This is a genomic window from uncultured Microbulbifer sp., assembly GCF_947489355.1.
Taxonomy (GTDB): Bacteria; Pseudomonadota; Gammaproteobacteria; order Pseudomonadales; family Cellvibrionaceae; genus Microbulbifer.
Map to the genome: position 1 here is coordinate 1 of NZ_CANLDD010000216.1, position 307 is coordinate 307.

Consider the following 307-nt stretch of genomic DNA (forward strand, 5'->3'; position numbering starts at 1 on the left):
TGCCGGAATCTCTTCGGCGGCTCAGCCTGGTGTACCTCCGCCGTCCATACATCCATGCGGAACTGGTTGAGCTTGGCCTTAAGGTTGTCGATACCCGGCTCACCACGGCGGTGCTTTGCGGTGATCACTTCCACCAGTCCGGGGTTTAGGGAATCGGGATTGTCTTTGTCCTCCCGATACAGCAGAGTCACTATGTCGGCGTCCTGCTCAATAGAGCCGGAATCACGCAACTGGGACATATTGGGCCGGCCACCCTTGGCTGCCTCGCGGTTGAACTGGCACAGCGCCAACACCGGTATATCCAACT

At 58.3% G+C, this 307-nt stretch carries 1 protein-coding gene; it reads right to left on the reverse strand.

The window, feature by feature from the left end; genetic code table 11:
- Positions 1-293 (reverse strand): DnaB-like helicase C-terminal domain-containing protein (locus Q1A48_RS21520; RefSeq protein WP_299948934.1); only part of this gene is annotated, 293 nt, incomplete at its 3' end.
- Positions 294-307: the final 14 nt, after the last annotated feature.